This is a genomic window from Natrinema soli, assembly GCF_028618695.1.
On record NZ_JAQIVI010000846.1, the window covers coordinates 1 to 837 of the forward strand.

The 837-nt window shown below is 58.1% G+C and carries 1 protein-coding gene; it reads right to left on the bottom strand.

Going from position 1 to position 837, the window contains the following annotated elements; genetic code table 11:
• Positions 1–837, bottom strand: an 837-nt coding sequence (locus tag PGX04_RS34030; RefSeq protein WP_273742506.1) for an IS110 family RNA-guided transposase, incomplete at both ends; no start/stop codon positions are given.

An 837-nucleotide genomic window follows, 5' to 3' on the forward strand; every position in this document is an offset into this window, starting at 1 on the left:
TAGCCGGGTGTAGAAGTTCCCGAAGTAGTCATCGCACCGTACTGCGATGTTTGCACACTGGACGAGGGCCCAGCGCAACGGCGCTGAGCCCTCTTTACTGATGCTGCCGCGTATCTCCTTATCGCCCGACTGGTGAACCATCGGATCAAGCCCAGCGTAGCTCACGAGTTGCTTGTCGCTGTCGAAGCGATCAATTTCACCGACTTCGGCAACGATGACAGCAGCAGTATACTGGCCAACTCCCGGAATCGACAGCAGCCGCTGGGCTGCTGGCGATTCCAGTACCTCTTGCTCGATCTCCTCTTCGACAGCCTCGATCTGTTCGTCGTAGGCGTCGATCACCGAAAGATGAGCTTCGATGATCGTCCGGTCAGCATCACTGAGCGAGAGTTCCGCAAGGAACTCTCGCCCAGTTGGGCCAAATAGCTCGCTGTCGTACGTGTTGTCCGTACGCGTGAGGACTGCTCTGACGCGGTTTTTCTCAGCAGTCCGCGATTCGACGAGCGACTTGCGTGTCCGAACGAGATCCCGCAGTGTGCGGATCTCGTCCGGTGGAACATAACTCTCAGCGAGCATATCTGCCCGGAGCATCTGAGCAAGTCGCTTGGCGTCGACGCGATCGGTCTTGACCGTCGCGTCGGCGATGATCCGGTTCTTTGACGGATTCACGAGGGTGACGTCGAGATGCTCGTCGAGCATCTCGTAGATCGGGCGGTAATTGCCCGATGCTTCAATAGCAGCTTCACCACCAGAATACTGCTCGGCGAGTTCGGCAAGACGGTCGTTTGGCAAGCGAATCTCGTCCTGCAGGTTGCCGTCGCCGTCGACGACGGCAAC